Origin of the sequence: Streptomyces sp. NBC_00523 (assembly GCF_036346615.1) — a bacterium.
GTDB lineage: Bacteria > Actinomycetota > Actinomycetes > Streptomycetales > Streptomycetaceae > Streptomyces.
Window position 1 is genome coordinate 2144193 of sequence record NZ_CP107836.1, and the last position, 24473, is coordinate 2168665.

Consider the following 24473-nt stretch of genomic DNA (forward strand, 5'->3'; position numbering starts at 1 on the left):
CCAGCGGCATAGGACCGGCGCCCTGATCGACGCGACGTCAGGCCGCCCGGTCACGCGCCCCGCGCGCGGCCGGACCGGATTCGCACCCCGCGCCCCGGAATACGCCGTAGCCGAGGAAGGTTCACCCTGCACAGACTTGGCGGTCGGTGCTGACCGCAGCACCGGCCGTAATCGCACGTCCGCCCCACTTCCCACCGCCGCCCGGAGGCCGCACGCATGCCACAGACGACGCACGAACAGCCCGGCGCGGAGCTTCCCGATCCGCGCGCGAAGGCGGGCCGGGGGATCGTCCCCGTGCTCGCCTTCGCGGGTATCACCGTCGCCGTGATGCAGACCCTGCTCGTCCCCGTCATCAAGGATCTGCCCGCCCTTCTGCACACCGCCCCGTCCAACGCGACCTGGGTGATGACCGCCACCCTGCTCGCCGGAGCCGTCGCCACCCCGATCATGGGGCGGCTCGGAGACCTGTACGGCAAGCGCGGGATGCTGCTGGCCAGCCTCGCCGTGATGGTGGTCGGCTCCCTGATATGCGCCTTCACCGACGACCTGGTCGTCATGATCGTGGGCCGCGCCCTCCAGGGCTTCGCGATGGGCGCGATCCCGCTGGGCATCGGCATCATGCGCGACGAGCTGCCGCGCGAGAAGCTCGGTTCGGCGATGGCGCTGATGAGTTCGTCGATCGGGGTGGGCGGCGGACTCGCGCTGCCGGCCGCCGCGCTCGTCGCCCAGCACACCGACTGGCACGCCCTCTTCTTCGGCGCGGCCGGGCTCGGCGTGCTGGCCATGGCGCTGACCGTGTTCGCGGTGCCCGAGACCACGCTGCGCGCCCCCGGCCGGTTCGACGTCGTCGGCGCGCTCGGGCTCTCGCTCGGCCTGGTGCTCCTGCTGCTGCCGATCACCAAGGGCAGCGACTGGGGCTGGGGCTCGCCCACCACGCTCGGACTGATCGCCGCCTCGCTCGTCGTGCTGGTGCTGTGGGGCCTGTTCGAGCTGCGCAGCGACGCCCCGCTGGTCGATCTGCGGACCACGGCCCGCCGCGAGGTGCTGCTCACCAACCTGACCTCGATCATGGTCGGCGTCGCCTTCTACGCCGTCTCGCTGGTCCTGCCCCAGCTGCTCCAGCTGCCCGCCTCCACCGGCTACGGCCTCGGCCAGTCGATGGTGGTCGCCGGGCTGTGCGTGGCCCCGCTCGGCCTGACGATGATGTTCGTCGCCCCGCTGTACGCGCGGATCTCGGCCCGCAGGGGCCCGAAGGTCTCGCTGATCCTCGGCATGCTGGTCATCGCCATCGGTTACGGTGCCGGGCTCGGCCTGATGAGCGCCGCCTGGCAGACGGTGATCATCGCCGTCCTCCTCGGCGCCGGCATCGGGCTCGCCTACTCCTCGCTGCCCGCCCTGATCATCGGCGCCGTCGACCCCTCGGAGACCGGCGCGGCCAACGGCCTCAACACCCTGATGCGCTCCATCGGCACCTCGGTGTCCAGCGCGGTGATCGGCATGGTCCTGGCCCACACCTCGACCCGGATGGGTCCGGTCGCGGTGCCCACGATGAAGGGCTTCCGGATCTCGTTCCTCATCGCGACGGGCGCCGTGGTCGCCGGTCTCGTCCTGGCCTCGTTCCTGCCGTCCCGGCGCACGGCCACCGCGCCGGTCCTGCTGGCGAGCAGCGAGGGCGACGAGGCGGTCCGGCGCGCCGCCGAGGACGCCGAACCGCTCCCCCTCGCGGCCCCGGAGGGCTTCCGCGGCCGGGTGCTGGACGCGGATGGGGCGCCGGTCGCCGGGGCCAATGTGACCCTGATCGACCGGCAGGGCCGGCAGGCGGGGCTGACCACCACGGACGCCCGGGGCCGCTGGGCGCTGGCGGCCCCGGAGGCCGGCACGTTCGTCCTGGCGGCGTCGGCCACCGGCCACGCGCCGCGCGCCTGCCCGGCCGCCTGCGCGGCGAACGACGGACCGGTGGACACCGACCTCGTCCTCGCGGGGGTCAGCGCGCCGGAGCGTCGAACCGCGGTTCCGTCCTGAACAGCGAGGACACGTCCGTCCCGGCCGCCAGCTCCCGGGGCCCGGCGCCCCGCGTGAACAGGCGGGCGGGGCGGGCGCCCTCGACGCGGGCCGCCTCGTCCTCGACGCGGAGCCAGGAGCCCTCGCGCAGGCCGAGGACGGGGACGTCGTTCTCCTCCAGGAATTCGGTGAGCCGTTCCTCGCGGGTCTCGCCCTTGTGGGTGCTGGCGGGGTCCGGGTCCAGGTAGTGCGGGTTGATCTGGAACGGCACGAGGCCCAGGGCCTCGAAGGACGGCGGCTGCACGATGGGCATGTCGTTGGTGGTGCGCAGGGTGGGCGCCGCCATGTTGGTGCCGGCGCTGGCGCCCATGTACGGCAGCCCGGCGCGCACGGCGTCCGCGACGGCCTCGCGCAGCCCGGTCCGGTGGAGCGCGCTGAGCAGCCGGAAGGAGTTGCCGCCGCCGATGAACACGGCGTCGGCTTCCTTCAGCGCGGCGGCCGGCTCGGGGTGCTCGTGGACGCCGCGCACGGTGATCCCGGCCGGTTCCAGGGCGCCGCGGACGCGCGCGGTGTACGTGTCGTGGTCGGCGAGCGCGTACGGCACGAAGGCGAGGCGGGCGCGGGCGGGCAGGAACGCGGTGACCGTGTCCAGGGCGTGTTCCAGGTAGCCGCGGCCGTACTGGGTGGAGTTGGAGAGCAGGAGCAGGTGCACGGGGTTCCTCTCGGGGTGGGTCGGATCAGGCGGACGGGGCGCGGCGGGCCCGGGGCTTCGGGCGCTGCGGCGGGTGAGTGAGGCGCTTCTCCAGGAGCGCGGCGGCGTTCCGCAGCGCGTCGAGGCGGTTCTCCGGCGCGCCATCGAAGCGCTCCTCGGCGCCGCCGAGGCTGAGGCTCCCGTACGGTTCGCGGCCCAGGAAGACGGGGACGGCGAGGGTCGCGATGCCGGTGTCGTACTCGCCGACGGTCCACGCGTACCCCTGGGCCCGGACCTGGAGGAGCTGCTGCTCCAGCGCGTCCGGGTCGGTGACGGTGCGGTCGGTGAAGCGGGCCATCGGGCGGCCCCGGAAGAGCCGGTGGCGCTGCTCGTCGGGGAGGTACGCGTAGAAGGACTTGCTCGTCGCCCCGGCGTGGGCCGGGTAGAGCTCGCCGACCAGCGGGTAGTAGCGCAGCGGCCCCGCCTCGCCCTCCTCGGCGGCCACGCACCGCATGTGGAAGCTGTCGGGCAGGCAGAAGAGCACGGTGTCGCCGGTGACCCGGCGCAGCTCCTCCAGGACCGGTCCGGCCAGCAGTTCCAGTGATCCCGAGCGCTCCCAGAGGCGGCCGAGGCGCAGCACGGCGGGGCCGATGCGGTAGCGCCGGGTGGCGGGGTCGGAGACCAGGAAGCCGCGCCCCGCGAGCGTGGCGAGGAGCCGCTGGGCGACCGAGGTGTCCCAGCCGAACTCCGCCGCGACCTCGGTCACCCCCCAGTCGGGCCGGGTCCGCTCGAACGCGAGCAGCACGAGCAGCGCGCGGTCGACGGTCTGGAGGGCTCCGGCGGGGGTCCGCCGGTCGACTTCGAACTCCGCCATGGCCATCTCACCATTCAGACGTGAATTGCAGATAACGGGAAATCATTGCGCTCAACGCTATCCGATCCCGAATCTGCTCTCAGCACCCCGTCCGGAACCGCGGCTCCCTGGCCGGTTCCGGGCGGGTGTGACGGATGCGCGAGAAAGGCCCCCATGTTGAAGTACGTACTGGACCTCGTCGAGCTGCTCGACGACCCCCAGGCCAATGGCAAGACGGCCGTCGAGTACCTGGACGCCGCGGCGGGGGCCGAGGGCTCGTCCGCACAGGTCACCACGGTCGCCGGTGAGCGGGGCTCGACGGACTTCGTGTCGGTCCGCATCCCCGGCTCCCGGGGCCGTACGGCCGGGGGCGACGCCCGCACCCTGGGCGTCGTCGGCCGGCTGGGCGGGATCGGCGCCCGGCCCGAGGTGACCGGTCTGGTCTCCGACGCCGACGGCGCGATCTCGGCGCTGGCCGCCGCCGCCAAGCTGCTCGACATGCGCCGCCGGGGCGATGTGCTGCCCGGCGACGTGATCATCGCCACCCACATCTGCCCGGACGCGCCGACCGAGCCGCACGACCCGGTGCCGTTCATGGGCTCGCCGGTGGACATCGCCACGATGAACCGGCACGAGGTGACCGGCGAGATGGAGGCCGTGCTCTCCATCGACACCACCAAGGGCAACCGCATCATCAACCACAAGGGCCTCGCCCTGTCGCCCACCGTCAAGGAGGGCTGGGTGCTCCGCGTGAACGAGCAGCTGGGGGAGCTGCTGGCCGTGGTGACCGGTGAGCCGTTGGTCACGTACCCGGTGACCACCCAGGACATCACCCCGTACGGTAATGGGGCACACCACATCAATTCGATCCTCCAGCCCTCCACCGCGACGGCGGCCCCCGTGATCGGCCTCGCCATCACCTCGGCCGCGGCGGTGCCGGGCTGCGGGACGGGCGCGAGTCACGAGAGCGACATCGCGTCCGCCGCCCGCTATGCCGTCGAGGTCGCCAAGGCGTACGGCGACGGCCGGCTGGACTTCCACGACGCGGTGGAGTTCGACAACCTCGTCAGCCGCTACGGCTCGCTGACCCACTTGCAGACCTTCGGCCGTACCCCCCAGGAGTCCTGATGGCAGCCGCCCCGCAGTCCGGTGCCGTGGCGCCCGCGCCCAAGAGCATCGGCAGCGACGACTACGCGCTCTCGCGCGTCCCGCGCGACAAGCGGTTCGGCTTCTGGTCGATGCTCCTCCAGTGGCTGGCCCAGTCCGGTTCGATCTCGCAGTTCACGCTCGGCGCCACCATCGGCGTCGGGATGACCTTCGGCGACGCGTTCCTCGCGTTCACGCTGGGTGCGGTGATCCTGGAGGTGGTGATCTTCGCGATCGGCCTGGCCGGGATGCGCGAGGGCCTGGCGACGCCGATGCTGACCCGCTGGGTCGGCTTCGGACGCAACGGCTCGGCGCTGGTCAGCTTCGTGATCGCGGTCAGCCTGGTCGGCTGGTTCGGCGTCCAGAACAAGATCTTCGGTGACAGCGTCTCGGCGCTGGTCGGCGGTCCGTCCTGGATGTGGTGTGTGCTCGCGGGCATCGCGATCACGGCCCTGGTGATCTTCGGCTTCAAGTACATGGCGAACTTCGCGAAGGTCGTCACGCCGCTGTTCTTCGCCATGGTCGCCTTCTCCGTGATCCGGACCCTGAACGACCACTCGTTCAGCGACCTGGTCCACTCGCCGCCGCCGGGCGACACCATCCCGCTGGCCGTCGCCGCCACCGCCATCGCGGGCGGCTACATGACGGGCGCGATCGTCTCCCCCGAGATGACCCGCTACAACCGCAAGGGCTCGCACGTCTTCCTGCAGAGCGCCTCGTCCATGATCCTCTCCGAGTACATCGTCGGCCTGACCGGTGTGCTCCTGGGCCACCTGGTGAAGAGCAACGAGGTCTCGCACATCGTGCTCTCCACCTCCGGCGCCTTCGGTGTGCTCGTCGTCCTGATGTCCACGGCGAAGATCAACGACTGGAACCTGTACGGCTCCTCGCTGGGCGTCGTCAACTTCTTCCAGGTGGTCTTCAACAAGCGCGTCCACCGCGGCGCGGTCACCATCGTCCTGGGCATCGCGGGCACGGTCCTGTCGGCCGTCGGGATCATGAGCCACTTCACCGAGTTCCTGACGATCCTCGGCGTCGCCATCCCGCCGATCGGCGGCATCATCGTGGCCGAGTACTGGGTCGTGAAGCGGATGCGCAAGCCGCTGGACGAGACCCGGGAGGCCCAGACCCTGCCGGCGCACTCGCCGACCTGGGTGCCGATGTCGATCGCGATCTGGATCGCCGCGTTCTGCGTCGGCAAGTTCTACGACGGCGGCATCCCGGCCCTGAACTCGCTGGCCACCGCCTTCGTCCTGTACAGCGCCCTGGGCCTGCTGGGCTGGATCAAGCCCTACGGCACCTCCGTCCTCGCCGACGAGCAGGACGGCCCGGCCCCGGCCGCCCGCACCACCACCCCTGTGGGAGCAGCATGAGCACCGCACCCGGCACCGCACTCGTCCCGGCCTCCGACGAGGCCCAGGACGAGGTCATCGCCCTCTGTGCCGAGCTGATCAGGTTCGACACCTCCAACCCGACGAGCACCGAGCGCGCGAGCGCCGAGTGGGTCGTGGCCCGCCTGGCCGAGGTGGGCATCGGCTCCGAGCTGGTCGAGTCGGCGCCCGGCCGCGCCAGCGTCATCGCCCGGATCGCCGGCCGCGACCCCGAGCGCGGCGCCCTGCTGGTCCACGGCCACCTGGACGTGGTCCCGGCGGACGCCTCCGAGTGGCAGGTGCCGCCCTTCTCCGGCGAGATCCGCGACGGCTACCTCTGGGGCCGGGGCGCGATCGACATGAAGGACACCGTCGCGGTGATGCTGGCCACCGCCCGGCACTTCGCCCGCACCGGCACGGCCCCCTCGCGCGACCTGGTCCTCGCCTTCCTCGCGGACGAGGAGGCGGGCGGCAAGTTCGGCGCGCACTGGCTGGTCGAGCACCGCCCGGAGCTGTTCGCCGGGGTCACCGAGGCGATCGGCGAGGGCGGCGGGTTCTCCTTCGCGATCGACGACACCCGGCGGCTGTACCCCATCGAGAACGCCCAGCGCGGCATGGCCTGGATGGAGCTCACCGCCACCGGCCGGGCCGGCCACGGCTCGTCCCCCAACGACGAGAACGCGGTCACCGACCTCGCGGAGTCGCTGACCCGGATCGGCCGCGAGACCTTCCCGGTCCGGCTCATCGAGCCGGTGCGCGCGCTGCTCGAAGAGGCCGCCCGGCTCTACGGCGTCGAGTTCGACGAGGACGACATCGAGGGCAGCCTCGCCCGCCTCGGCCCGGTCGCCGACTTCATGCAGGTGGTGCTGCGCAACTCGGCGAACCCGACGATGTTCAGCGCCGGCTACCAGACCAACGTGATCCCGGGGAAGGCCACCGCCCGCGTGGACGGCCGCTTCCTGCCGGGCCACGAGCAGGAGCTGATCGACACGATCGACCGGCTGCTGCTGCCCTCGGTGAGCCGGGAGTGGGTCAACCACGACATCGCCATGGAGACCCCGTTCGACGGCCCGCTGGTCGACGCGATGTGCGCGGCGGTCCGCGCGGAGGACCCGGACGGCCACCCGGTGCCGTACTGCAACCCCGGCGGCACGGACGCCAAGGCTTTCACCCACCTGGGCATCCGCTGCTTCGGCTTCAAGGGCCTCAAGCTGCCGCACGACCTCGACTACGGCCGCCTCTTCCACGGCGTGGACGAGCGCGTCCCGCTGGAGGGCCTGCGCTTCGGCGTCCGCGTCATGACCCGCCTCTGGCAGAGCTGCTGACCCGAGCCACGCCAGGCACCCCTGCGGGGATTGGCCAGGCACCCCCTGGCCCCCGCCGGTACCTTCGGCGGGGGCGTACGGCACGATGGCGCCCTACCCGTCCCACCAGGAGGAACACCGTGGCCGCCGAGCCCAAGCCGGAGATTCTCGCCGCATTCCAGGCCGCCAAGGGCTTCATGCCGGTGGTCGAGGGGCTCGCGCTGTACGAGGCGGCCACCGAGGCCGCCGCGCTGGGCCTGCCGCTGCTGGAGGTCGGCACCTACTGCGGACGCTCCACGATCCTGATCGCCGACGCGGCGCGAGCGGCCGGCGTCACCGCGCTCACCGTCGACCACCACCGGGGCAGCGAGGAGCAGCAGCCCGGCTGGGAGTACCACGACCCGACCGTGGTGGACCCGGAGGTCGGCCGGATGGACACCCTGCCCACCTTCCGCAGGACGCTGCACGCGGCGGGCCTGGAGGACCACGTGGTGGCGCTCGTGGGGCGCTCGCCGCAGGTGGCGGCGGTCTGGGGCGGCGCGCTGGGCTTCGTCTTCATCGACGGCGGCCACACCGACGAGCACGCGAACGGCGACTACGAGGGCTGGGCCCCGCACGTCGCCGAAGGCGGGCTGCTGGTGATCCACGACGTGTTCCCGGACCCGGCCCACGGCGGCCAGGCCCCGTACCGGGTGTATCTGGGGGCGCTGGAATCGGGCGCGTTCACCGAGGTCTCCGTCACGGACTCGCTGCGCGTGCTGCGCCGCACCGGACCGGGCATCTGACAACAAAGACCCGTTTACGGGCGTTCCCGGCCGGTCCGCGGACGCCCCGGACAGGGCAAGGGGTGGCCGGTAGCATCGCCGGGTGCGTCACCACGAGAGCCTTCCCCCCACCCCGCGCCACCCGCTCCGGATCGCCGCCGCCGCTGCCCTGCTGTGCCTGGGCCTGGCCGGCTGCGGCGACGGGGACGGCACCGCGCAGGCCCAGGCCGGGCCGAGCGGCGGTGCGGCCACCACCCCGGCCGCACCCGCCTCGCCGTCACCGGCGCCCACGAAGGCCGCCCCTTCGCCGTCGAAGTCCCCGGTGAAGTCCCCCTCGCACACGACGCCGCCGCCCGCTCCGGGCGGACCGCTGTCCGGTAGGACCGTGGTCATCGACCCCGGGCACAACCCGCGCAACCACCTGCACACCGCCGCGATCAACCGCCAGGTCGACATCGGCACCGGCCACAAGGAGTGCGACACCACCGGGACCGCCACCAACGGGGGTTACGCGGAGGCGGAGTTCACCCTCGACGTGGCGCACCGGCTGCGGGACCTGCTGCGGGCGCAGGGCGCGAAGGTGCTCCTGACGTACGACGGGGACCGGGAGTTCGGGCCGTGCGTGGACGAGCGCGCGCGGATCGGCAACGAGGCGCACGCGGACGCGGTGGTCTCGGTGCACGCGGACGGATCGGCCGTGGGAAACCGCGGGTTCCATGTGATCCTTCCCGCACTCGTGCGCGGCGGGGGCGCGGACACCTCGAAGATCGTTGAGCCTTCACGCGATCTCGGCACCCGTATCGCCGGACTGTTCGTGCGCAGTACCGGAAGTTCCCCTTCCAATTACGTGGGCGGCAAAACGGGTTTGGACGTGCGCAAGGATCTCGGCGGACTGAATTTGTCGACCGTGCCCAAAGTCTTCATCGAATGCGGCAATATGCGTGATCCCAAGGACGCCGCCCTGCTCACCAGCCCGGGTTGGCGCCAGAAGGCCGCCCAGGGCATCGCGGACGGCATCAGCAGCTACCTCAAGGGGTAGTCAAGGGGTGATTCTGCGATGAATTCGGGAGGATGTTCCCGCACCAACCGGGCAGGAACACAACCCGCCGGGCCAGACGATAGATTCATCCCTACGATGGGGAGCCGTTCCCGAGCTTCGAGCCTTGCCCGCCGTGTATCCGGCGGCAGCGACGACCGCCCCGACGAGACGATCGACTAAGGACCTTCACGTGAATATCCGCTCCCTCACTCGAGGCGATGGCGTGGTGATCGGAGCAGCGGTCGTGCTGTTCATCGCCTCGTTCCTCGACTACTACGACTACGGAAACGCCGCCGCCGACGCCCCCAACTCCTGGGACATGCTGGGCAACGGCATCGGCGTCTACATGGTCGGAGTGATCGGCGCAGCGCTGATCGTGCTCTCCCGTTCCCAGCCCCAGCCGCGCAAGGTCGTGGGTCTCGACCTCGCCCAGTTCGGTGTCGCCGCCACGGTGTTCACCGCGTGGAACCTGTTCTGGACGATCATCGACCTGGGCCAGATCGACGCGGGCGCCGGACTGATCCTCGGCTTCATCGCCTCCCTGGCGCTGGCCGGTGGCGCGGTCGCCTCGCCGCTGGTCCCGGCCCTCAAGGCCCCGCTCGCCGGTGCCCCGAACCCGCAGGCCGTGCAGCAGCCGTACGGTGCCCAGCCCGGCCAGGGCTACGGCTACCCGGGCGGTCCGCAGCCGGCGTTCGGCGGCCAGCAGCCGGGCCAGCCGCAGCCGTACGGTGCGCAGCAGCCGGGCCAGCCGGGTCAGCCCGAGGCGCAGAAGGCCCCGGCGGCGCCGGCGGCCGGTGGCGGCTCCGGTGACTTCACCCCGTTCTGGTTCGCGGTGCCGGTAGCCCGCCAGCTGTACAACGAGGACGGTTCGCAGTCCCCGATCGCCGAGCTGGCGCCGGGCACCTGGTACCTCGCGGTCGAGCAGCGCGGTTCGGCGCTGATCGCCCAGACGCAGGACGGCCGTCGCGGCGTCCTCCAGGACACCACGGGCATCCAGCGCGGCTGAGCCCGCCCCCTGTCCGTCCCAGCGGCCCCCTGCCCCTTCCGGGCGGGGGGCCGCTGCCGTGCCCGGGGCCGCGCTCAGCCGGCCGCGCGCTTCGGGACCTTGCCCTTCCGGGTCCAGCGCAGCAGCTCGTCGGCCGTCCAGGTGGTGACCACGCGCTCCGGCGGGACCTCGCACTCCTCGGCGCGGGCGCAGCCGTACGCCTGCCAGTCCAGCTGGCCCGGTGCGTGCGCGTCGGTGTCGACGGCGAACAGGGTGCCCGCCGCCACGGCCCGGCGCAGGAGTGCGCGGGGCGGGTCGAGCCGTTCGGGGCGGCTGTTGATCTCGACGGCGGTGCCCGAATCGGCGCAGGCGGCGAAGACCTCGTCGGCGTCGAACGACGACTCGGGGCGGCCCCGTCCGGTGAGGAGGCGGCCGGTGCAGTGGCCGAGGACGTTCGCCTGCGGATGGCGGACGGCGGCGACCATGCGGCGGGTCATCGGGGCGGCGTCCATGCGGAGTTTGGAGTGTACGGACACCACGACCAGGTCGACCTGTTCGAGCAGGTCCTCCTCCTGGTCGAGGGAGCCGTCGAGGTTGATGTCGCACTCGATGCCGGTGAGCAGCCTGAACGGCGCCCAGCGCTCGTTGAGTTCGGCCACTTCGGCAAGCTGCCTGCGCAGCCGCTCCGGCGAGAGGCCGTTCGCGACCGTGAGCCGGGGCGAGTGGTCGGTGAGGACCGTCCAGTCGTGGCCCAGTTCCGCCGCCGCGCGGCCCATCTCCTCGATGGGGCTGCCGCCGTCCGACCAGTCGGAGTGCGTATGGCAGTCGCCGCGCAGCAGGGACAGCAGGTGCTCGCCGCCCCGCGCGAGGGGTCCGGCCTCGGAAGCCTCGGTTTCGAGCCGGTCCAGATAGCCGGGTGTCTCCCCGGCCACGGCCTCGCGGACGACCTGGGCGGTGCGGGGGCCGATGCCCTTGACCCGTTCCAGCGAGCCGTCGGCCACGCGCCGCTCCGCCTCGCCGTCGTCCATCGCGGCGACGGTGCGCGCGGCGGTGCGGAAGGCCTGGACGCGGTAGGTGTCCGCCTTGCCGCGCTCCAGCAGGAAGGCGATCCGTTCCAGGGCCCGGACCGGGTCCATCGGCACCTCCTCGCGGGACGGGACGGCCGGCGGCCGCCCGTCCAGCTTGGCCCAGCCGGGCCCGGCCCGCACACCGGCCGGGCGCGCCCCGCTCAGCCGAAGGAGGTGCGCGCCAGCCAGAAGTCCAGCAGTCCGGCGTCGCCCAGCACCTCGACCCGGTCGCTGTCCGGGGCGAGGCGGCGGTTGAAGACGAGCATGACCTCGGTGAGCGGCCCGCGCAGCGCCACGTCCGCCTTGCCGTGCGCCCGGCGCCAGGTGACGCCCTCCGCGCCGAGCTCGATCAGCCACTCGGCGTCGGGCACATCGGTGGCGTGCAGGTGCAGGGAGCGCTCGGCCCCGCGCAGTTGGGCGACCTCGCGGTCGCCGTCGGCCTGCGCGAAGGTCACGATCTCCAGCCACTCGTCGACGGTGTCGGCGGCCAGCTCGGGCGTCATCGTGTACGGGACCTGCGCGGCGAGGGCCGCGTCGGCGAGGTGGACGACGGTCTCCAGGGCCATGCGGCGGGCCCAGAAGCCCGCGCTGTGGTCCCAGGCCCAGGACCACACCTCGGTGTCCGGCCCGGCCTCCCGCAGCGCGTCGGCGGTACCGGCGGCACCCTCGGCGAGCCAGGCGTCGAGGGCTGCGGGGTCGTCGCTCCCGGGGCTGTTGTCCGGCACCTTCTCCTCCGCCACCGGCTCGGCGGCCCGGGTGCGGACGATCTCACCGGCCCAGCGGTGGGCGCGGCCGACGTGCTCGGCCAGTTCGCGCAGGGTCCAGTCGGGGCAGGTCGGCACGGTCGCGCCGAGATCGGCGCCGCGCAGGCTCGCCCTCAACTCCCCGGTGAGCCGGACGATTTCATCGCAGTAGCGCTCGTGCGCCAGAAGTCCCATGATCGCACCCTAGTGCGACCGCCCCCGGTTCACATGCGGTTATCCGCCGAGCTGCGAGGTGGACGGGACCTTGTCCTTCACCTCGGCGCCCGCGCTCTTCCCGGCGTCCTTGATGCCGCTGATGACGTCCTCGAACATGCCGATGTCGCCCGCTCCCGCCTCGCCCTTGCGGAGCTTGGTGGAGAGCCCCTTGAGCGAGGCGATGCCCGCGGTGAGCGGGGCGACGGCCTTCGACAGCAGCGGGTCGCCCTTCGCGTTCTCCGTGGCGGCCTTCAGCCGGTTGTAGGCGAAGGTGCCCGCGAGCCCGGCCTTGACGAGGGCGAAGGTGCGCCCGTCGGCGCCCTTCTTGAACTTCCCGGCCCGGTAAGGCTTCACGACCCACTGGTACGTGGCGCCCGCGGCGAGCCCCGCGTTGGCGACGAACCTCGTCTTGGCCCACTTCTGCGCCTCGGCCGAAGAGGTGCCGGTGGGCGACGCCGAACTGCTCGTACCGCCGTCCTTGTCGTCGCTCCCGCACGCGGTGGTGCCCGCCAGCACGGCGCAGGCCAGCAGCAGCGCGAGGAGCAGGCGGCGGAGCGGTACGGGTCGGGGCACGGCGGGCCTCCCTGGCCGGGCGGGGCGGGTGCCGGGGCCCGGCACTCCCCGCCAGGCTCGCCGCGCCGCGGGCAACCCGCCACCGCTGCGCGGCCGTACGAGTCCGGCCGACGGGTTTCGGCCGCGCCCGAGCGGCAAAGCGGAGACCATGTCCTACAGCAGAGGCAACGGCTTCACCGCAGCACGTGTCATCGCCCTCGTGGCGGACGTCATGGCCTTCATCATCGGCCTGTGGATCCTGATGTACCTGCTCGACGCGAACCGCGGCAACGAGCTGGTCGAGTTCGTGCGGGACACCGCCAGGTGGCTCGCCGGCTGGTCGTACGACCTGTTCACGTTCGACAAGGCATGGGCCAACGTCGTCGCCGGTTACGGCCTGGCCGCCCTGGTGTACCTGTTCATCGGGCACGCCATCGCGGGCCGCGTCCGGCGCTGACGCTCCCCCGTCAACCGCTCAGCCGCAGCAGTCCGGCTCCAGCCCCTTCGGGAGCCGGTCCCCGCTGAACACGGCGGTGGTCGCCTCGTCCCCTCCGAGCGCGGCCACCGCCAGCAGCAGCGAACCGGCCGTCCAGGAGGTGTGCTCCTCGGGCCAGAAGGCGCGGTTGCCCTCGAAGACGTAGCCCGTCCAGTACATGCCGCCCTCGGCCCGCAGGTGCTGGACCGACTGGAGGATGTCGAGCGCCCGGTCGGACTCGCCCATCACCCAGAGGGCCAGGGCAAGTTCGCAGCTCTCGCCGCCGGTCACCCACGGGTTGGGCAGCACGCAGCGCACCCCGAGGCCGGGGACGACGAAGCGGTCCCAGCCCTCCTCGATGCGCTCCTTGGCCGCCGCGCCGGTGACGGCGCCGCCGAGGACCGGGTAGTACCAGTCCATCGAGTAACGGCTCTTGTCGAGGAAGCGCTCCGGGTGGCTGCGGATCGCGTGGCCGAGCGCCCCGGTCGCCAGCTCCCAGTCCGGCTGCGGCTCCTCGCGGCGCTCGGCGATGGCCAGCGCGCAGCGCAGGGCCTGGTGGATGGAGGAGGACCCGGTCAGCAGCGCGTCCGTCACCTCCGTGCCGTCGTCCTCCCGCTTCCAGCCGATCTGGCCGCCGGGCTGCTGGAGGCGCAGGACGAACTCGACGGCCGCGTGGACCGTGGGCCACATCCGGTCCACGAAGGCGTCGTCGCCGGTGGCGAGGTAGTGGTGCCAGACGCCGACGGCCACGTAGGCGCAGAAGTTGGTCTCCCGGCTGCGGTCGGTCGGCTGACCGGCGTCGCCGTCGTGGTAGGCGGCGTACCAGGAGCCGTCGGCGTTCTGGTGGCGGGCCAGCCACTCGTACGCGCGTTCCGCGGCGGTGTGCTCGCCGGCCGCGTCCAGGGCCATGGCGGCCTCGGTGTGGTCCCACGGGTCGAGGTGGTGGCCGCGGAACCACGGGATGGCGCCGTCCGGGCGCTGCACGGCGCGCACCGCGGCGACGGTCTCGGCGGCCTGCGCGGCGGTGAGGACTCCGGGCAGGACGAGGTGTTCGGTCCGCTCGGGAAGGCTCACGCCTCGGCCTCGGCGGCTGCTGCGGCGGCGAGGGGCAGGTGCGGCTTGGTCGCGTACGCCACGAAGCTCTTGCCGACGACCGGGTTGAGCAGCTTCTCGGCGACCCGGGTCAGGGCGGGCTTCTTCATGATGTCCCAGACCAGGAGCTTGTGGTACGCCTTCACCGGCAACGCCTTGTCGTTGTCGACGCCGAACGCGCACTTGAGCCACCAGTACGGGGAGTGCAGCGCGTGCGCGTGGTGGGTGCCGTACGGCTTGAGGCCGGCGCCGCGCATCTTACCGAGGAGCTCGTCGGCCTTGTAGATGCGGATGTGGCCGCCCTCGACCTCGTGGTACGCGTCGGAGAGCGCCCAGCAGACCTTCTCGGGGCCGTAGCGCGGGACGGTGACGGCGATCCGGCCGCCGGGCCGCAGCACGCGGACCATCTCGGCGAGGACGCCCTTGTCGTCGGGGATGTGCTCCATGACCTCGGAGATGATCACGACGTCGAAGGACTCGTCGGGGAAGGGCAGGTTGAGCGCATCGCCCTCCATCGCGGTGGCGGTGGCGCCCTCGGGGGCCTCCCCGGCCTCCTTCATCGCGGCGAACCACTTCGCGACCTCGCGGATCTCCTCGCCGTTCTGGTCGAGGGCCACCACCTGGGCGCCGCGCCGGTAGCACTCGAAGGCGTGGCGTCCGGCGCCGCACCCGAGGTCGAGCACGCGGTCGCCTGCGGCGAGCGGGAAGCGGGTGAAGTCCACGGTCAGCACGTGTGCCTGCTTTCGCGGTCGGGGGTGGGTCGGGGGAACGGGATCAGGGGCCCGGCACAAGGACCGGGGTCACCGCCGGCCACCGGGGCCGGTGGCGGCGCGGGCGGCGATGGCCTGCCGGTAGAGCTCGGCGGTGCCGATGGCGGCCTGCTTCCAGGTGAACCGGGCGAGCACCCGCTCACGGCCTGCGGCCCCGAGCCGGGCGCGCAGCTCCGCGTCGCCGAGCAGCCGGCCGAGCGCGTCGGCGAGGGCCCCCGGGTCACCGGGCGCGACCGCGAGGCAGGTCTCCCCGTCGGGTCCGGCGACCTCCGGGATGGCGCCGCCGGTCGTCGCGACCAGCGGGGTGCCGGTGGCCATGGCCTCGGCGGCGGGCAGCGAGAAGCCCTCGTACAGCGAGGGGACGCAGGCGATCTGCGCGCCGCGCACCAGGTCGACCAGCTCGGAGTCGCTGATGCCCTTGACGAACTCGACGGCGTCCGCGAGGCCGTGCCGCTCGATGGCCCGGGCGACCGGCCCGTCCTCGGCGCGCCTGCCGACGACGACGAGGTGGGCGGCGGGGTTGCCGGTACGGAGCTTGGCGAGGGCCTCCACGAGGTGGACGAGGCCCTTGAGCGGGACGTCGGCGCTCGACGTGGTGACGATGCGGCCCGGGACCTCGGCGACCGAGGGGTCCGGCGACCACAGATCGGTGTCGGCCCCGATGTGGACGACCCGGATGCGGCGCGGGTCGACACCGAGGTGGTCCACGATCTCCTGCTTGGAGGAGCCGGAGACGGTGAGCACGGAGGGCAGGCGGCGCGCGACCCGCTTCTGCATGCGGGTGAACCCGTACCAGCGGCGCACGGAGGCCCGGCGGCGGCGGCTCGTCGCGGCGTCCAGGTCGAGCTGCCGGTCGACGGTGATGGGGTGGTGGATCGTGGTGACCAGGGGTGCGCCGAGGTCGGCGAGGAGCCCGTAGCCGAGGGTCTGGTTGTCGTGGATGACGTCGAACTCGCCGCGCCGGGCGGCGAGATGGCGCCGGGCCCGGAGGCTGAAGGTGAGCGGTTCGGGGAAGCCGCCGGTCCACATGGTGGCGACCTCGGCGGCGTCGATCCAGTCCCGGTACTCGCCGCGGCTCGGGGTGCGGAACGGGTCGGGCTGCCGGTACAGGTCGAGGCTGGGGAGCTCGGTGAGCGGGACGCCCTCGTCGAGGACCGGGTAGGGCTGGGCGCCGATGACCTCGACGCGGTGGCCCAGCCGGGCGAGTTCGCGGGCGAGGTGCCGTACGTAGACGCCCTGGCCGCCGCAGAAGGGGTTGCCCTTGTAGGTGAGGAGCGCGATGCGCAGGGGTCCGTCGCCGGGGCCCGTGCCCGGTGCGGCGACGCCCGTACGGGGGCCCGACTCAACGGCCTCAGCGGTCACACTCGGCCCCCTTCTCACTGCGTGTTCGCCGGAGCGTAACCGCTGGCGCTAATCTAGAACAAGTTTCAGACTGGGTAGTTCAATGAGCTACGAATCTACCGGCAGGTAGCGACGGTGCAACGGCCGGATCAGGTGATTCACGCCACGGCAGACACCCTGGCCACGGGACGGGACACATGACAGCGGAAGCCAGACCGGCATCGCCGCCCCTGACGGAACGCCAGGAGGCCCGCCGCCGCCGCATTCTGCGGGCCACCGCCGAGCTGGCCGGCCAGGGCGGTTTCGAGGCCGTCCAGATGCGCGAGGTGGCGGAGGCGGCCGAGGTCGCCCTCGGCACCCTGTACCGGTACTTCCCGTCCAAGATCCACCTCCTCCTCGCCACCATGCGCGACCGCCTCCAGCTTCTGCACACCGCCCTCCGCGAGCACCCCCCGGCCGGGAACGACCCGGCGGCCCGGGTCGCGGAGACCCTGCTGCGGGCGTTCCGCGCGATGCAGCGCGAACCGCAGCTGGCGGACGCCATGGTGCGCGCCCTGACGTTCGCGGACCGGTCCGCGAGCAGCGAGGCCGACGCGGTCTCACGGCTCACGACGGCGATCATCCTGGACGCGATGGGCACCGGCCACCCGACGCCGGGGCAGCTCTCCGCCGTGCGGGTGATCGAGTACACCTGGCACTCCGCGCTGATCACCTGGCTCGCCGGCCGGGCGTCGATCGCGCAGGTGCGCACGGACATCGAGACGGTGTGCCGGCTGGTCGGCCCGGGCGCGCGCTAGGACCGTCCGGGCGACTGCCATGTGCGGCGCCCACACGCCCCGGGGGCGAGGTGGGGTGCCCTGCACCATATCGACGGCGGCGCGGTGTTCATACGGTTCGGCGACATCACAGGAACACGCCGAGGAGCCGGTCACCATGCCCCGCAGCCGTACCGCCAGCAGAGCCCGCAGATCCCTCAGTGACATCCGTACCGTCGCCGTCCTGGCCGCAGCCGGCCTGCTGCTGACGGGCTGCACCGCCGCCGGGAAGGCGGGCGGGTCCGACTCCGCGAAGTCCGCCGACGACGCGGCCGTCAAGGTCGGCCTGGTCTACTCCAGGACCGGGCTCCTCGCCGACTACGGCAAGCAGTACCGCGACGGCTTCATGGCCGGGCTCGACTACGCCACCAAGGGCACCCGCGAGGTCGCCGGACACCGCATCGAGGTCACCGAGCAGGACGACGCGGGCGACCCGGGCAAGGCGGTCTCCGCCGCGAAGAACCTCATCGGCAAGGGCTACAAGGTGCTGGCCGGCACCACCGACTCCGGCGTCGCGCTCCAGATGGCCCCGCTCGCCGCGCAGAACAAGGTGCTGTACGTCAGCGGACCGGCCGCCACCGACGCGGTGACCGGGATCAACGACTACACCTTCCGCTCGGGCCGCCAGTCCTACCAGGACATCCTCACGGCGGGCACGATGCTCGGCGACGCCAAGGGCAAGAAGGTCACGGTGCTCGCCCAGGACTCCACCTTCGGCCAGGCCAACGTGGCCGCCGTGAAGGCGGTGCTCGGCGGGAAGGGCGCCAAGGTCGGCTCGGTGCTGGCGCCGCCCAGCGCGACGGACCTGACGCCGTTCGCCCGGCAGGTCAAGGCGGGCGGCCCCGACCTGGTCTTCGTCGCCTGGGCCGGCTCCACCGCCCCGGCGCTGTGGACCGCCCTCGACCAGCAGGGCGTGCTCGGCGCGAGCAAGGTCGTCACCGGCCTGGCCGGCACCGCCTCGTACCCGATCTTCGGCGCGGCCGGGTCCAAGGTGTCGTTCCTGGCGCACTACTTCCCGGGCGCGGGCGGGAACAACGCCGTGGAGAAGGCGATGCTGGACGCGGTGAAGAAGGACGGCGGCAAGCCCGACCTGTTCACGCCGGACGGCTTCACGGCCGCCCAGATGATCGTGCACGCCGTCGAGGAGGGCAGCGCCACCGACACCGCCGCGATGGTGAAGGCCCTGGAGGGCTGGAGCTTCGACGGGGTCAAGGGACAGACCCGGGTGCGCGGCGAGGACCACGCGCTGCTCCAGCCGATGTTCGTGGCCAGGCTGGACGGCAAGGGCAAGACCGCCGAGCCGAAGCTGCTGGACACCGAGCAGCTGGACGCCGTCGCGCCGCCCGTGAAGCCCGCGGCGGGCTGAACCGTGACCGCACCCCACACCCTCGGGCGGACGAGCCCGGCGGACCGGGAGACGCCCGTGCTCCGGCTGGAAGGACTCGGCTGGAGCGTCGGCGGCGCCACCATCGTCGAGGACGTCTCGCTGAGCGTCCGCGAGGGCGAGTTCCTGGCTTTCATCGGGCCCAACGGGGCGGGCAAGACCTCCCTGTTCAACCTGATCAGCGGGCTCAACCTGCCGACCGCCGGACGGATCGAGCTGGACGGCGCCGAGATGACGGACCGGCCCGCGCACGTCCGGGCCCGGCGCGGCGTCGGCCGGACCTTCCAGACGTCCAGCCTGTGGCCCGCGATGACCGTCGCCGACCACGTCCGGCTCGCCGCGCAGGCCGCCCGGGGCGGCTCGTACCGGCTGTGGCGGCGCGCCGACCCGTACACCGCCGACGTGGCCGGTGTCCTGGAACGCACCGGCCTCGGCCACCGGGCGAAGGCCACGGCGGGCGAACTGTCGCACGGCGAGAAGCGGAAGCTGGAGCTGGCCGTGCTGCTGGTGGGCGAACCCCGGCTGATGCTGCTCGACGAGCCGATGGCCGGGGTGAGCGCCGAGGAGGTCCCCGCGCTGACCGAACTCATCCGCACCCTGCACCGCGAGGAGGGGCGCACGGTCCTCATGGTCGAACACCACATGGACGTCCTGCTCGGCCTCGCCGACCGGCTCGCCGTGATGCACCACGGCCGGCTGCTCGCCCTGGACACCCCGGAGGCGGTCACCGCCGACCCGGTCGTGCAGCAGGCGTACCTCGGGGAGGGCCTGTGACCGAGCAACCCCTCCTGGACGTACGGGACCTGCGGGTCCTGATCGGCGGCCGGCACATCCTGCACGGCGTCGACCTCGACGTCACCGCGCACGGCGTCACCGCGCTCCTCGGGCGCAACGGCGCCGGGAAGACCACCACGGTCCGGGGCATCCTCGGGCTCGTCCCGCGCGCCGGGAGCGTCCGGCTCGACGGCGAGGAGACCGCGGGCCTGCCCACGCACGCGCTGGTCCGGCGCGGCATCGGCTACGCCCCCGAGGACCGGGGCATCTTCGCCGGGCTGACCGTCGCGGAGAACCTGCGCCTGGCCGAACGGCGCGGCGCGGGCGAGCCCGCGTACGGCCTGGTCCACGAGCTGTTCCCGGAACTCAAGCAGCGGGCGCGGCAGTTGGCCGGGACGCTGTCCGGCGGTCAGCAGCAGATGGTGGCCATCGGGCGCACCCTGCTCAACGCCAACCGGCTGATCATCGCGGACGAACCGACCAAGGGCCTGGCACCGAAGGTCGTCACCGAGGTGGCCCAGGTGCTGGAACGGGCCGCCGAGGCGGTGCCGGTGCTCCTGGTCGAGCAGAACCTCGCCGTGGTGCGCCGGCTGGCCGGGCACTGCGTGGTCCTCGCCGACGGCCGCACCGCCCACCGGGGCCCGGCCGCCGAGCTGCTGGGCGACCCGGAGGCGGCCCGCACGCTGCTCGGTGTGGGCCACGGCCCGGTCACCGCACACCCTTCCGTGAAGGCGGATTCCTGATGTCCACCCTCGTCCTGCTCACCATGACCGGTCTCGGTCTGGGGGCCCTCTACTTCCTGGTCGCGTCCGGACTCTCACTGATCTTCGGCCTGATGGACGTGCTCAACTTCGCGCACGGGGCGCTGCTTTCGATCGGCGCGTACGGCACCTGGTGGGCCGCGTCCGGGAATCTCCCCGGCGCGGGCCCCGGCGGCGCCGGGTTCGTCCTCGCGGTCCTGTTCGGTACGGCGGTGGGCACCGTCGCCGCCGTGCTCCTCGAACTCGCGGTCGTCCGCCCGCTCTACACCCGGCCGCGCGAGCAGGTGCTCGCCACGGTCGGGGTGGGGCTCGCGGTGCCCGCGCTGCTCTCCGGCATCTGGGGCTCCGACGCCCACCCGTTCCCGGGGCCCGAGGCGCTGTCCGGGACCTTCGGGCTGCTGGGCGCGCAGGTCCCGGTCAACCGGCTGGTCCTGGTGGGTGCGGCGGTCGTGGTGCTGGTGGCGCTGCGGCTGTTCCTCGGCCGGACCCGGCACGGCCTGGTCGTCCGGGCCGGGGTCGAGGACCGGGCCATGGTCACCGCGCTCGGCATCGACGTCCGCAAGGCGTTCACGCTGGTCTTCGCGATCGGCGGCTGCGCGGCGGCGCTGGGCGGGGCGATCGGCGGGCTGTACTTCGGCTCGGTCGACCCGCGCCAGGGGACCTCGCTGCTGATCTTCGCGTTCGTCGTCGTGGTCACCGGCGGCATGGGCTCGGTGACCGGCGCCGCCGTGGCGTCCGTGGTCATCGGCCTGGTCCAGCAGTTCGCCAACTACTACACCGCAGCGGGGCTCGGCGATCTGGCGGTCGTCGTCCTGCTCGCCGTGCTGCTGCTGATCCGGCCGCGCGGACTGACGGGGAGGCTCGCGTGAGCACCGCCACCGACACATCCGACCGCACCGCGGGCCGCACCACCGCGGGACCGGCCCCGGCAGCCGGGCGGGCCCGGCTGCTGCGCTGGTGGCCCGCCGCCGTCCTGCTCGTCCTGGCCGTCGCCCCGTTCAGCGCGGTGCCGGTGCCGGGGCTGCTGGACGGGCCGCTGGGCTCGGCGGGGAGCCTGCAACTCCTGGCGACCTGCCTGCTGTTCGGCGCCCTGGCCACCGGCTACGACCTGCTGCTCGGGCGGACCGGGCTGCTCTCCTTCGGGCACGCCCTGTACTTCGCGGCGGGCAGCTACGCCACCAATCTGTTCCTCCTGGAGGCGGGTCTGCCGTTCGCGCTCGCCACGGTCCTCGGGCTGCTCTCCGGGATCGCGCTCGCCCTGGTCCTGGGGTCGGTGAGCCTGCGCGTGACCGGGATCGGCTTCTCCATGGTGACCCTGGCCTTCGCGCAGGCGGGCTCGATCCTGGTCTCCCGCAACCCCGGCGGGGTCACCGGCGGCGAGGAGGGCCGGGCGGCCCCGTCCGAGCTGCTGCCGTCCTCGCTGGTCGGCATCGACAACACCGCGAACCTGTACTGGATCGCGCTGGCCTACCTGGTGCTCACCCTGGGCGTCGTCCACTGGGCGGTCCGCTCCCCCACCGGCCGCGTCTGGGAGGGCATCAAGGAGAACGAGCGCCGGGTGGAGGTCCTGGGCCTGAAGCCGTACGGGTTCAAGCTGACGGCCTTCGTGGTCGCGGGGGCGCTCGCCGCGCTCGGCGGGATCGTGCACCTGCTGCTGACGGGCGGCTCGACCCCGCAGACGACCACCTCGGACTTCACGCTGTCGCTGCTGGTGATGGTGGTGCTGGGCGGCTCGGGCACCCGGTGGGGCCCGTTGGTCGGCGGCATCCTCTACACCTGGGCCGACCACCGGCTCGGCGACCTCGCGGGCTCGGGCGCGGTCGCGGACCTTCCGGCGGTCCTGCGTGTCCCGCTGTCGCAGCCGTTGTTCCTGCTGGGCGTGGTGTTCGTGGCCGTGGTACATCTGCTGCCCGGCGGCCTGGCCCGCCTTCCGTCCCGGCTGAGGGGCGCGTCGAACCGTAAGGAGACCGGAGTCAGTTGAGCCCGCTCGCGGAGTACGAAGAGATCGAAGTCCCGGTGCGCGGGGGCTCCCTGGCGGCCCTGCGCTGGCCGGCCGCCGCCCCGGACGCGCCGGTGGTGGTGGCCCTGCACGGGATCACCTCCAACGCTCTGTCCTGGGCGGCGGTGGCCCGGCTGCTGGACGGCCGGGTCACGCTGGTCGCGCCGGATCTGCGCGGCCGGGCAGGGAGCGCGCGGCTGCCGGGCCCGTACGGGATCGCCGCGCACACCGATGACATCGCCGCCCTGACCGAGGCGCTGGGCCAGGACCGGGTGGTGCTCGCGGGCCACTCGATGGGCGCGTTCGTGGCGGCCCTCGCGGCGGTGCGCCACCCGGACCGCTTCGGGCCGCTGCTGCTCGTGGACGGCGGCGTCGGCTTCCCGGCGCCGACGCACCTGACGCCCGACGAGCTGATGACGGCGGTGATCGGCCCGGCGATGGACCGGCTGTCGATGACCTTCCCGGACCGGGCCGCCTACCGGGCGTTCTGGCAGGCGCATCCGGCGTTCGCCGGGGCGTGGTCGGACGAGGTGGACGCGTACATCCAGCGCGACCTGACCGGCGAGGAGCCGGAGCTGCGCTCGTCCTGCCGGATCGAGGCGATCCGCACGGACGGGGTCGGGCTGTTCGACGAGGAGGTCCTGTCGGCGGTCCGGAAGCTGCCCGTCGACGCGACGCTGCTGTGGGCCGCGCGCGGTCTGATGGACGAGGAGCAGGGCCTCTACGACGAGGGCCGGCTCGCCGCCGCCGGACTGGACGGGACCCGGGTGGAGCCGGTCGCGGTGAAGGACGTGAACCACTACACGGTCCTGACGGGCGACCGGGGCGGCCGGGAGATCGCGGACCGGCTGGTGGCGCTGGCGCGGGGCTGAGAGCCCGTACGAGCGGGGCCCGGCGGTGGTGTGCCGGGCCCCGCTCGCCGTGTGGCGTCAGGTGGTGCAGCCGCTGTCCGCGATGACGAAGTAGCCGGCCGGGGTCTCCTTCAGGGTGTGGCTGACGAAGACGTTGTACAGGCCCATGTTCTGGTTGGAGCCGTTGGCGTAGACGTACCCGCCGGACATGTGCGCCCGGCCCGCCGTGACGTGGGCGTAGTTGGTGGCGGTGTAGCACTGCGCGGGGTCCGGGTCGCCGGGGTCCCCCGGGTCGCCGGGGTCACCGGGATCGCCCGGGTCGCCCGGGTCGGTGCCGCCGTCCAGGCCCCAGAAGACGCCCGTGTAGTACGTGGAGCAGAGGGTGTTCAGGAAGTACGCGGCCGTCGAGCCGCACTGCTGGGCGCCCGAACCGGGGCCGACGGGCAGGCCGTGGCCCATGCCGGAGACCGAGTACATCTCCACCGCGGGCTGCCCGGAGGCGTCGTTGTAGACGGTGCGCGTGGTGTTGCCGGGGAGGCTGTCCGTGGACGACGGGGTCTGGCTGATGCCCCACACGTTGGTCCACTGGTCGCGCAGGGCCGTCGCGTTGGCCGGGTAGACCGTGTAGTCCGAGGTGCCCTGCCAGATCGCGACCTTGGGCCACGGACCGCTGTAACCGGGGTACGCGGCGCGGACCTTGTCGCCCCACTGCGCGGGCGTCAGCTTCTGCGGGCCCGTCTGGCAGCCGGACGCGGCGGCCTGGCTGGTCGCGCACTGGGCGGGCAGCCCGGAGGCCACCGAGCCGCCCGCGAAGACGTCCGGGTAGGCGGCGAGCAGGTCGGCGGTCATCCCGCCGCCCGCCGAGAGCCCGGTGACGTACACCCGGCGCCCGTCGGAGCCGTAGGTCTTCTTCGCGTAGTCGACCATCTGCACGATCGACGCGGCCTCGCCCTTGCCCCGGGTGTCCTCGTTCGGGTCGAACCAGCCGAAGCAGGACAGCGCGTTGTTCGCCGAGGTGGTCTGCGGGAAGACGACGGCGAAGCCCCACTCGTCGGCGTACTTCGGCCAGCCGGAGTTGGTGTAGTACGCGTCGGCGGTCTGCGTGCAGCCGTGCAGGGCGACGACCAGGGGGGCGTTCGCGGGGAGTCCTGCGGGGGTGTACGCGTACATCTGGAGGTTGCCGGGGTTGGAGCCGAAGCCGGTCACCTGCTGGAGGCCGGCGGCAGCGGCGGCGGGCTGCGCGGTGGTGACGCTCAGCGTCGCCGCGAGCAGGCCGAGGACGGCCGTCGCCGCGAGGCGGCGGGCGAGACGTTTCAGGATCGGTGGGCGCACGGGTGCTTTCTCCCTGCCGTGGGGGTACGGGTTGCTGCCGGAACCTACGAGCGGCACCGCCCCCCGCCCATGGGACCGGTGGCCACACCCGGGCCCCCGCTGTGTGCTCCGACGCCCTTGCGCGACGGGGCGCGGCGAGGGGCCCCGG

24 protein-coding genes are annotated in these 24473 nt (G+C 73.0%); 15 read left to right on the forward strand and 9 right to left on the reverse strand.

The window, feature by feature from the left end; all coding sequences use genetic code 11:
- Positions 1-216 precede the first annotated feature (216 nt).
- Positions 217-2022, forward strand: coding sequence for an MFS transporter (locus OHS17_RS09655; protein WP_330311832.1), 1806 nt, complete (start codon positions 217-219; stop codon positions 2020-2022).
- Here the strand turns inward: OHS17_RS09655 and pepE are convergent.
- Both pepE and OHS17_RS09665 read right to left on the reverse strand, forming a co-directional pair.
- A complete protein-coding gene (gene pepE / locus OHS17_RS09660) occupies positions 1985-2713 on the reverse strand; it encodes a dipeptidase PepE (protein ID WP_330311833.1) in 729 nt (242 codons plus the stop codon). The genes OHS17_RS09655 and pepE overlap by 38 nt on opposite strands.
- 25 nt (positions 2714-2738) lie before the next feature.
- Positions 2739-3572 (reverse strand): IclR family transcriptional regulator, encoded by an 834-nt coding sequence (locus tag OHS17_RS09665; protein ID WP_330311834.1) that lies wholly within the window; start codon positions 3570-3572, stop codon positions 2739-2741.
- A gap of 147 nt (positions 3573-3719) precedes the next feature.
- Here OHS17_RS09665 and OHS17_RS09670 point away from each other — a divergent pair, with 147 nt between their 5' ends.
- The 6 genes from OHS17_RS09670 (at position 3720) to OHS17_RS09695 (ending at position 10174) form a co-directional block, all read left to right on the forward strand.
- Entirely contained in the window at positions 3720-4673 is a 954-nt protein-coding gene (locus tag OHS17_RS09670; RefSeq protein ID WP_073863382.1) for a DUF1177 domain-containing protein, read from the forward strand.
- On the forward strand, positions 4673-6064 hold the full coding sequence (locus OHS17_RS09675) for a cytosine permease (protein WP_073863383.1): 1392 nt from the start codon (positions 4673-4675) through the stop codon (positions 6062-6064). The genes OHS17_RS09670 and OHS17_RS09675 overlap by 1 nt, the downstream gene beginning before the upstream one ends.
- The gene (locus OHS17_RS09680) at positions 6061-7386 is read left to right on the forward strand and encodes a M20/M25/M40 family metallo-hydrolase (protein ID WP_330311835.1); all 1326 of its coding nucleotides are present in this window, start codon (positions 6061-6063) and stop codon (positions 7384-7386) included. Before OHS17_RS09675 ends, OHS17_RS09680 begins: the two co-directional genes overlap by 4 nt.
- Positions 7387-7505: 119 nt before the next feature.
- Positions 7506-8150, forward strand: a complete 645-nt coding sequence (locus OHS17_RS09685) for a class I SAM-dependent methyltransferase (RefSeq protein ID WP_330311836.1) — start codon at positions 7506-7508, stop codon at positions 8148-8150.
- 82 nt (positions 8151-8232) lie between these two features.
- Entirely contained in the window at positions 8233-9168 is a 936-nt protein-coding gene (locus OHS17_RS09690; RefSeq protein WP_330311837.1) for an N-acetylmuramoyl-L-alanine amidase, read from the forward strand.
- Between the two features lie 223 nt (positions 9169-9391).
- Positions 9392-10174, forward strand: coding sequence for a hypothetical protein (locus OHS17_RS09695; protein WP_330311838.1), 783 nt, complete (start codon positions 9392-9394; stop codon positions 10172-10174).
- A gap of 74 nt (positions 10175-10248) precedes the next feature.
- On the opposite strand, the gene OHS17_RS09700 is transcribed toward OHS17_RS09695, so the two are convergent.
- The 3 genes from OHS17_RS09700 to OHS17_RS09710 form a co-directional block, all read right to left on the reverse strand.
- A complete protein-coding gene (locus OHS17_RS09700; RefSeq protein ID WP_330311839.1) occupies positions 10249-11289 on the reverse strand; it encodes a PHP domain-containing protein in 1041 nt (346 codons plus the stop codon).
- A 92-nt stretch (positions 11290-11381) separates the two neighbouring features.
- On the reverse strand, positions 11382-12158 hold the full coding sequence (locus tag OHS17_RS09705) for a maleylpyruvate isomerase family mycothiol-dependent enzyme (RefSeq protein ID WP_330311840.1): 777 nt from the start codon (positions 12156-12158) through the stop codon (positions 11382-11384).
- Positions 12159-12197: 39 nt separating this feature from the next.
- Positions 12198-12752, reverse strand: a complete 555-nt coding sequence (locus OHS17_RS09710) for a hypothetical protein (protein ID WP_018103416.1) — start codon at positions 12750-12752, stop codon at positions 12198-12200.
- Between the two features lie 148 nt (positions 12753-12900).
- Between OHS17_RS09710 and OHS17_RS09715 the strand changes: the two genes are divergently transcribed.
- Positions 12901-13188 (forward strand): hypothetical protein, encoded by a 288-nt coding sequence (locus tag OHS17_RS09715; RefSeq protein WP_018103415.1) that lies wholly within the window; start codon positions 12901-12903, stop codon positions 13186-13188.
- Positions 13189-13206: 18 nt separating this feature from the next.
- On the opposite strand, the gene OHS17_RS09720 is transcribed toward OHS17_RS09715, so the two are convergent.
- The 3 genes from OHS17_RS09720 to OHS17_RS09730 all read right to left on the reverse strand — a co-directional run bounded on the left by OHS17_RS09720 (position 13207) and on the right by OHS17_RS09730 (position 16430).
- Positions 13207-14280, reverse strand: a complete 1074-nt coding sequence (locus tag OHS17_RS09720) for a prenyltransferase (RefSeq protein WP_330311841.1) — start codon at positions 14278-14280, stop codon at positions 13207-13209.
- On the reverse strand, positions 14277-15029 hold the full coding sequence (locus OHS17_RS09725) for a class I SAM-dependent methyltransferase (RefSeq protein ID WP_330311842.1): 753 nt from the start codon (positions 15027-15029) through the stop codon (positions 14277-14279). The genes OHS17_RS09720 and OHS17_RS09725 overlap by 4 nt, the downstream gene beginning before the upstream one ends.
- A 69-nt stretch (positions 15030-15098) precedes the next feature.
- Complete coding sequence (locus tag OHS17_RS09730) at positions 15099-16430, reverse strand: glycosyltransferase family 4 protein (RefSeq protein ID WP_330311843.1); 1332 nt, start codon at positions 16428-16430, stop codon at positions 15099-15101.
- A 176-nt stretch (positions 16431-16606) separates the two neighbouring features.
- Between OHS17_RS09730 and OHS17_RS09735 the strand changes: the two genes are divergently transcribed.
- The 7 genes from OHS17_RS09735 (at position 16607) to OHS17_RS09765 (ending at position 23014) form a co-directional block, all read left to right on the forward strand.
- Positions 16607-17206: a TetR family transcriptional regulator gene (locus OHS17_RS09735; protein ID WP_330311844.1), complete on the forward strand. Its 600-nt coding sequence runs from the start codon at positions 16607-16609 to the stop codon at positions 17204-17206.
- Positions 17207-17342: 136 nt separating this feature from the next.
- Positions 17343-18590, forward strand: coding sequence for a substrate-binding domain-containing protein (locus OHS17_RS09740; RefSeq protein WP_330311845.1), 1248 nt, complete (start codon positions 17343-17345; stop codon positions 18588-18590).
- 3 nt (positions 18591-18593) lie between these two features.
- Positions 18594-19382, forward strand: a complete 789-nt coding sequence (locus tag OHS17_RS09745) for an ABC transporter ATP-binding protein (protein ID WP_330311846.1) — start codon at positions 18594-18596, stop codon at positions 19380-19382.
- Positions 19379-20125, forward strand: a complete 747-nt coding sequence (locus tag OHS17_RS09750; protein ID WP_330311847.1) for an ABC transporter ATP-binding protein — start codon at positions 19379-19381, stop codon at positions 20123-20125. The genes OHS17_RS09745 and OHS17_RS09750 overlap by 4 nt, the downstream gene beginning before the upstream one ends.
- Positions 20125-21012, forward strand: coding sequence for a branched-chain amino acid ABC transporter permease (locus OHS17_RS09755; protein ID WP_330311848.1), 888 nt, complete (start codon positions 20125-20127; stop codon positions 21010-21012). Before OHS17_RS09750 ends, OHS17_RS09755 begins: the two co-directional genes overlap by 1 nt.
- Positions 21009-22124, forward strand: a complete 1116-nt coding sequence (locus OHS17_RS09760) for a branched-chain amino acid ABC transporter permease (protein WP_330311849.1) — start codon at positions 21009-21011, stop codon at positions 22122-22124. The genes OHS17_RS09755 and OHS17_RS09760 overlap by 4 nt, the downstream gene beginning before the upstream one ends.
- The gene (locus tag OHS17_RS09765; RefSeq protein WP_330311850.1) at positions 22121-23014 is read left to right on the forward strand and encodes an alpha/beta fold hydrolase; all 894 of its coding nucleotides are present in this window, start codon (positions 22121-22123) and stop codon (positions 23012-23014) included. The genes OHS17_RS09760 and OHS17_RS09765 overlap by 4 nt, the downstream gene beginning before the upstream one ends.
- A 57-nt stretch (positions 23015-23071) precedes the next feature.
- On the opposite strand, the gene OHS17_RS09770 is transcribed toward OHS17_RS09765, so the two are convergent.
- Positions 23072-24325 (reverse strand): extracellular catalytic domain type 1 short-chain-length polyhydroxyalkanoate depolymerase, encoded by a 1254-nt coding sequence (locus tag OHS17_RS09770; RefSeq protein WP_161210033.1) that lies wholly within the window; start codon positions 24323-24325, stop codon positions 23072-23074.
- Positions 24326-24473 lie beyond the last annotated feature (148 nt).

What these genes read in the sequence shown, in the direction of transcription:
- OHS17_RS09655 (WP_330311832.1), top strand. Translation starts at nt 217, where the DNA reads ATGCCACAGACGACGCACGAACAGCCCGGCGCGGAGCTTCCCGATCCG.
- OHS17_RS09665 (WP_330311834.1), bottom strand. Translation starts at nt 3,572, where the DNA reads ATGGCCATGGCGGAGTTCGAAGTCGACCGGCGGACCCCCGCCGGAGCC.
- OHS17_RS09670 (WP_073863382.1), top strand. Translation starts at nt 3,720, where the DNA reads ATGTTGAAGTACGTACTGGACCTCGTCGAGCTGCTCGACGACCCCCAG.
- OHS17_RS09675 (WP_073863383.1), top strand. Translation starts at nt 4,673, where the DNA reads ATGGCAGCCGCCCCGCAGTCCGGTGCCGTGGCGCCCGCGCCCAAGAGC.
- OHS17_RS09680 (WP_330311835.1), top strand. Translation starts at nt 6,061, where the DNA reads ATGAGCACCGCACCCGGCACCGCACTCGTCCCGGCCTCCGACGAGGCC.
- OHS17_RS09700 (WP_330311839.1), bottom strand. Translation starts at nt 11,289, where the DNA reads ATGGACCCGGTCCGGGCCCTGGAACGGATCGCCTTCCTGCTGGAGCGC.
- OHS17_RS09705 (WP_330311840.1), bottom strand. Translation starts at nt 12,158, where the DNA reads ATGGGACTTCTGGCGCACGAGCGCTACTGCGATGAAATCGTCCGGCTC.
- OHS17_RS09715 (WP_018103415.1), top strand. Translation starts at nt 12,901, where the DNA reads ATGTCCTACAGCAGAGGCAACGGCTTCACCGCAGCACGTGTCATCGCC.
- OHS17_RS09735 (WP_330311844.1), top strand. Translation starts at nt 16,607, where the DNA reads ATGACAGCGGAAGCCAGACCGGCATCGCCGCCCCTGACGGAACGCCAG.
- OHS17_RS09740 (WP_330311845.1), top strand. Translation starts at nt 17,343, where the DNA reads ATGCCCCGCAGCCGTACCGCCAGCAGAGCCCGCAGATCCCTCAGTGAC.
- OHS17_RS09755 (WP_330311848.1), top strand. Translation starts at nt 20,125, where the DNA reads ATGTCCACCCTCGTCCTGCTCACCATGACCGGTCTCGGTCTGGGGGCC.